Below are 6,899 nucleotides of genomic sequence, written 5' to 3' on the forward strand. Positions count from 1 at the left end.
ACGCGGTCAGGGCGGCCGCGGACGGGTAGTCGAAGATGAGCGTGGCGGGCAGCGTCACGCCGGTCGCCGCACCGAGCCGGTTGCGGAGCTCGACGGCGGTCAGCGAGTCGAACCCGAGCTCCTTGAACGCACGGTCGGCGCCGACCGCCTCCGAACCGTCGTGGCCCAGGACCGCAGCGACCTGCGCCCGGACCAGACCGAGCAGCTCCCGCTCCAACTCCGCCACACCGAGACCGGCGAACCGCTCGACCGGCGAACCGGTCCCCAGCTCGCCGCGGGCAACGGATCCAGCGGCCGGCGTCTCCGTCAGCTCTGCGAAGAGAGCACTGGGACGGACGACGGTGAACGCGGGGCCGAAGCGCTCCCAGTCCACATCGGCGACCAGCAAAGCCGCATCGGACGATGCCGCGGCACTCTGCCCCAGGACCGCCATCGCCGTCTCCGGGGCCATCGGCGGCAGACCCTCGCGACGCATCCGCGCGTCCATCGCATCGTCGGCAGCCATACCGCCCTCTGCCCACGGACCCCACGCCAGGGAGGTCGCGGCCAGCCCGGCGGCGCGCCGCTGCTCGGCCAGGGCGTCCAGGTAGGCGTTCGCAGCAGCGTAGTTGGCCTGGCCCGGCGCGCCGATCGTGCCGCTCATCGAGGAGAACAGAACGAACGCGGAGAGCTCGATGCCGAGCTCGACGGTCAGCTCGTGCAGGTGGAGCGCCGACACCGCCTTCGCCCTCAGGACGCTCTCGAAGCGGTCCGGCGTCAGGGAGTCCAGGACGCCGTCGTCGAGCACACCGGCGGTGTGCACGACCGCGGTCAGGTTCTCGGCCTCCGCCGCCAGCAGCGTCCGCAGGGCGTCGCGATCGGCGGCGTCACACGCCACGACCGACACCTCGACACCCAGCTCCGACAGCTCGGCCACCAACTCAGCGGCGCCCGGAGCGTCGGCACCCCGCCGACTGGTCAGCACCAGCCGCCCGGCACCTGCACCGGCCAACCAGCGGGCCACGCGCCGGCCGAGCGCACCCGTCCCGCCGGTCACCAGGACCGTCCCGGACGGGGCCCACGAGCCGGTGCTGCCACCGGCCGCGCGTACCAGGCGACGTCCGAAGACACCGGACGACCGCACCGCGGCTTGGTCCTCACCGGCCGCACCACCGGCCAGGAGGCCGACCAGCCGGCCCATGGCCCGCTCGTCCCACACCTCGGGCAGGTCGACCAGACCACCCCAACGCTCGGGCAGCTCCAGGGCGGCCACCCGGCCCAGACCCCACGTCTGCGCCTGCACCGCCGATACGAGCCGGTCGGAACGTCCCACGCTCACCGCGCCACGGGTCAGGCACCACAGCGGCGCCTCCACCCCGGCATCACCCAGCGCCTGCACCAGTCCGGCCGTCGGGAGAACACCGGACGCCTCGTCCAGGGCGAGCAGCGACACCACCCCGGCCACCGGCACCGATCCGGCCTCGGACAGCAGACCGGCAAGCACGGCACGGTCCGTCCCGGCCTGGACGACGATCCGCCGGACCTCGGCACCGCGCCGGGCCAGGGCGCCCACCACAGCGGTGTCGTCCACGTCCACGGCAGCAGGGGTCACGACCAGCCAGGCCCCGGACAGCCGCACACCGGAGGCGGCGTCCGTCAGCGGCTTCCACGACACCCGGTAGCGCCAGCGGTCCACCTCGGACTGCGTGCGCAGACCGCGGCGCCAGGCCGACAGGGCGGGGAGCACCTGGCTCCAGGCGTTCTCGTCGGCCACGTCCACGGTGCCGGCGAGCGACTCCAGGTCGCCGCGCTCGACCGCATCCCAGAAGCGTGCGTCGACGTCATGACCGGAAGCGTTCCGGCCCGTGCCCGTCAGCTGCAGCCAGTAGCGCTGCCGCTGGAAGGCGTACGTCGGCAGCTCCACCTGCCGGGCACCGGAACCGGCGTAGAATGCCTGCCAGTTCACGTCCATGCCGCGCAGGTGGGCCTGAGCCAGCGAGACGACCGCCGTCTCGGCGTCGGGGCGACCGTTGCGCAGGACGGGCACGAAGGCGGCGCCCTCGCCCGTCACGCACTCCTGGCCCATGGCCGAGAGCACACCGCCCGGGCCGAGTTCGAGGTACGTCGTGACGCCCGCGTCCTCCAGCGCCCGCATCCCGTCGAGGAAGCGCACGGCCTCGCGTACGTGCCGCACCCAGAACTCGGCCGAGCCCATCTCGTCGGTGACCACGGCACCGGTCAGGTTGGAGACGACCGGGATCCGCGGCGCGGCCAAGGACAGCCCCGCCACCACCTCACGGAAGTCGTCCAGCATGCCGTCCATGTGCGGCGAGTGGAACGCATGGCTCACCGTCAGCCGCCTGGTCTTGCGGCCCTGGACCTGGAAGGCCTCCGCGACGGCGACCGCCGCGTCCTCGTCACCCGCGACCACGACCGACTGCGGACCGTTGACCGCAGCGATGCCGACACCGTCGGTCAGCAGCGGCAGGACCTCGTCCTCCGACGCCTGCACCGCGATCATCACGCCCCCGGCCGGAAGCGCCTGCATCAGCCGGCCACGGGCGGCGACCAGGGCACAGGCGTCGTCCAGCGACAGCACGCCCGCCACATGCGCGGCGGCGATCTCACCGATGGAGTGACCGGATACGAAGTCCGGCTTCAGGCCCCACGACTCGACGAGCCGGAACAGGGCCACCTCGACCGCGAACAGAGCCGGCTGCGTGTACTCCGTCCGGTCCAGCACCGCAGCATCGGATCCGAACAGCACCTCCTTCAGAGGCAGTTCGAGCCGGGCGTCGAACCGTGCGCACGCCTCGTCCAGCGCGTCCGCGAACACCGGGAAGAAGTCGTACAGCTCACGGCCCATGCCGAGGCGCTGGCTGCCCTGCCCGGTGAACAGGAAGGCGACCTTCCCACCGACCGGCGAGCCCGTGACCACGCCCGCCGCCGAGCCGCCCTCCGCCAGCGCGGCCAGACCGGCCAGCAGGCCCTCACGGTCCGCAGCCACGACCGCCGCGCGGTCCTCGAACCGGGCCCGGCCCGCCGCCAGCGACCACGCGATGTCGACCGGGTGCAGCGCGTCCGACGTGGAAAGGACGAAGTCCTGGAGCTGACGGGCTTGCGCGCGAAGGGCCTCCTCGCCCTTCGCCGAGAGCATCCACGGGAGGACAGGCAGGGCCGAGTCCGCCTCATGTGCCCTCGCCGGTGCCGCAGCCGGTGCCTGCTCGATGATCGTGTGGGCGTTGGTGCCGCTGATGCCGAAGGACGAGACACCGGCCCGGCGGGGACGGCCGGTCTCGGGCCACTCCACGGCCTCGGTCAGCAGCTCGACGTCACCGGCCTCCCAGTCGATGTGGCTGGACGGGGCATCCACGTGCAGGGTCTGCGGAAGCACCCCGTGCCGCATCGCCATGATCATCTTGATCACGCCGGCGACACCGGCCGCGGCCTGAGTGTGCCCGATGTTCGACTTGATCGAACCCAGCAGCAACGGACGGTCGGCCGGGCGGGCCTGGCCGTATGTGGCCAGCAGGGCCTGCGCCTCGATCGGGTCACCGAGCCGCGTACCCGTGCCGTGCGCCTCCACCGCGTCCACATCGGCAGCGGAAAGGCCCGCACTCGCCAGCGCCTCGCGGATGACGCGCTGCTGCGAGGGGCCGTTGGGGGCGGTGAGGCCGTTGCTGGCACCGTCCTGGTTGATCGCGGAACCGCGTACCACGGCGAGGATCGGGTGGCCGTTGCGTTCGGCGTCCGACTGCCGCTCGACGAGCAGCATGCCCGCACCCTCGGCCCAGCCAGTGCCGTCCGCGCCTTCGGCGAAGGACTTGCAGCGGCCGTCGGCCGAGAGCCCGCGCTGACGGCTGAAGTCGACGAACGTCTCCGGCGTCGCCATGATCGCGACACCGCCCGCCAGGGCCATGTCGCACTCGCCGTTGCGCAGCGCCTGGATCGCCCAGTGCAGCGCGACCAGCGACGACGAGCACGCCGTGTCGACCGTCACCGCCGGGCCTTCGAGCCCGAAGGTGTAGGCGATCCGGCCGGAGGCGATGCTGCCCGCATTGCCGGTGCCGAGGTAGCCCTCGACACCTTCGGGCAGCTCCTCTCCGGATCCTGCGCCGTCGCCGATGCCGATGCCCGACACGTAGTCGTGGTACATGACGCCGGCGAAGACGCCGGTACGGCTGCCGCGCATCGACGTCGGGTCGATACCGGCCCGCTCGAACGCCTCCCACGAGGTCTCCAGCAGCAGCCGCTGCTGCGGGTCCATCGCGAGGGCCTCGCGCGGCGAGATCCCGAAGAAGCCGGCGTCGAACTCGGCCGCGTCGAGCAGGAACCCGCCCTCACGCGTGTACGAGGTGCCCACGTGGTCCGGGTCCGGGTGGTAGAGGGCTTCCGTGTCCCAGCCGCGGTCGGCCGGGAAGACGGTGATGCCGTCCCCGCCCGTGGCGACGAGCTGCCACAGGTCCTCGGGCGTACGCACCCCGCCGGGGAAGCGGCAGCCCATACCGACGATCACGATCGGATCGTCTGTGAGGGAGGCGGTCGCCCGTACGGGCGCCATCAGCTGCCCGCGTACGCCGTCCCGGCCGTCGAGGCCGGCGGTCACCGCGAGCTCGGCCAGCAGGTGCCGGGCCAGCGCGGTCGGGGTCGGGTAGTCGAAGATCAGGGTCGGGGGCAGCCGCAGCCCCGTCTCCGCCTTCAGCACGTTCCGCAGTTCGACGGCGGTGAGGGAGTCGAAGCCGAGGTCCCGGAAGGCCCGTTCGGCATCGACCGCGTCGGCACCGGAGTGCCCGAGCACGGCCGCGACCCGGCCGCACACCAGGTCCAGCAGCACACCCTCGTGCTCCGCCACCGGCAGACCCGCCAGCCGGGCCACGAGCGACGAACCGACCTCCGTACCACCGCCGCGCCGTTCGACCGTCCGGCGCGCGGGGACCCGTACCAGGGCCCGCAGCAGGGCCGGCGTCGAACCCGCCGACACCGCCTGCGCACGCAGCACCGCAACATCCAGGTGCATCGGCAGCAACACCGCCGCATCCACCGTCATCGCCCTGTCGAAGAGGGCCAGGCCCTCATCGGCGGCAAGAGCGGCCACACCGTCGCGGGCGATGCGGCGCAGGTCGACCTCGTCGAGCTGCCCCGCCATGCCACCGTCAATACCTGCTTGCGGGGCCCACAGGCCCCAGGCGAGCGAGGTCGCGGCCAGCCCCTCGGCGCGGCGCAGCTCGGCCAGGCCCTCAAGGAAGGCGTTCGCGGCGGCGTAGTTCGCCTGCCCGGCAGCGCCGAACGCGGCGGCGGCGCCGGAGAAGAGGACGAACGCGGAGAGGTCGAGATCGCGGGTGAGCTCGTGCAGGTTCCACGCCGCGTCCACCTTCGGACGCAGTACGGTCGCCACCCGCTCCGGGGTCAGCGAGGCCAGAACGCCGTCGTCCAGCACACCCGCCGTGTGCACCACGGCCGTCAGCGGGTGCTCCGCCGGCACGGACGCCAGCAGGCCGGCCAGCGCCTCCCGGTCCGCGACGTCACAGGCAACCAGATCCACCCGGGCGCCCGACTGCTCCAACTCCGCGACCAGTTCGGCAGCACCCGCGGCAGCCGTCCCGCGACGGCTGGTGAGCAGCAGCCGCCGCACCCCGTACGCCGTCACCAAGTGCCGCGCGAACAGCCGACCCAGACCACCGGTCGCACCGGTGACCAAAACGGTCCCCGACGCGTCGCCCAGCACCGGGCCCGACACCTCGGCCACACCCTCGGACGACGCCACACGGACCAGGCGCGCGGCGCGCAGCGCACCGCCGTGGATCGCCAGCTCCGGCTCCCCGGCCGCCAGCGCGGCAGGAAGGGCCATCTTGGACGCCGGGTCCGAATCGAGGTCGATCATGACGAGTTGGCCGGGGTTCTCCGACTGCGCGGAGCGCAGGAGGCCGCGCACGGCACTGCCCGGCAGGTCCTGGACTCCCGCGCCGCGCTCGACGGCGACCGCACCGGACGTCAGCCACACCAGACGCGTGGCCGCGAACCGCTCGTCCGCCAGCCACTCCTGTACGGCCGCCAGCGCCGCGTTCACCGCGCCGTGGACGCGGCCGGCCATGTCCTCGGGCTGCTCTGCGGCTGCCGGGAGGACGAAGACGGCGTCGGGAGTCGGCTCGCCGGCCGCAAGGGCTGTACCGAGCTCGGCCAGGTCGGCGTACTCGGTCACCCGGACGCCAGGGCCCGCCGGCCCGCCCAGCCCGATCCCGTCCCGCCCCAGCACGGCCCAGCGGACGTCGCCGGAGACAGTGGCTGCGACGGGGGCCGCGGACACAGGTAGCCACTCCACCCGGAACAGCGACTCAAGGTGGCCGGTGCCGGCCCCCTGAACCTGGTCGGCGGAGGCCGGGCGGAGCGTCAGCGACTCCACGGCCGCGACCGGGTGGCCGGTCTCGTCCGCGACCAGCAGGGCGAGGGTGTGGGGATCATCGGCGGAGGCCGGGGTCAGGCGCATCCGGAGAGCGGAGGCACCCACCGCGTACAGCGAGACACCCGCCCAGAAGAACGGCAGCAGGGCCCCGGCATCGGCCTGTTCGGCGGGGTCGCCGTGTCCGATGGCGTGCAGGCCGGCGTCGAGGAGTGCCGGGTGGAGCCCGAACCGGGCCGCGTCACGACGGCCGTCCTCCGGGAGAGCCACTTCGGTGAAAAGGTCGCTGCCGCGGCGCCAGGCTGCCTTCAGGCCTTGGAACAGCGGCCCGTAGGAGACGCCCTCCTCGGCCAGCTCTGCGTAGAGCCCCCGCACGTCGACCGGCTCGGCGCCGGCCGGCGGCCAGGCGGCCAGCTCGCCGAAGCCCTGCTCGGCCTCGGGTCGGGCACCGGCCGCGAGGACACCGGACCCGTGGCGGGTCCACGGCTCCTCGGCGACCGCGTCCTGGCGCCGCGAGTAGACC

1 protein-coding gene is annotated in these 6,899 nt (G+C 73.4%); it reads right to left on the reverse strand.

Annotation, left to right across the window (positions count from 1 at the left end; genetic code table 11):
* A partial coding sequence (locus HYE82_RS32250; RefSeq protein WP_179177755.1) for a type I polyketide synthase occupies positions 1-6,899 on the reverse strand: 6,899 nt, incomplete at both ends.

It is taken from the genome of Streptomyces sp. BR123, from assembly GCF_013401435.1.
GTDB lineage: Bacteria > Actinomycetota > Actinomycetes > Streptomycetales > Streptomycetaceae > Streptomyces.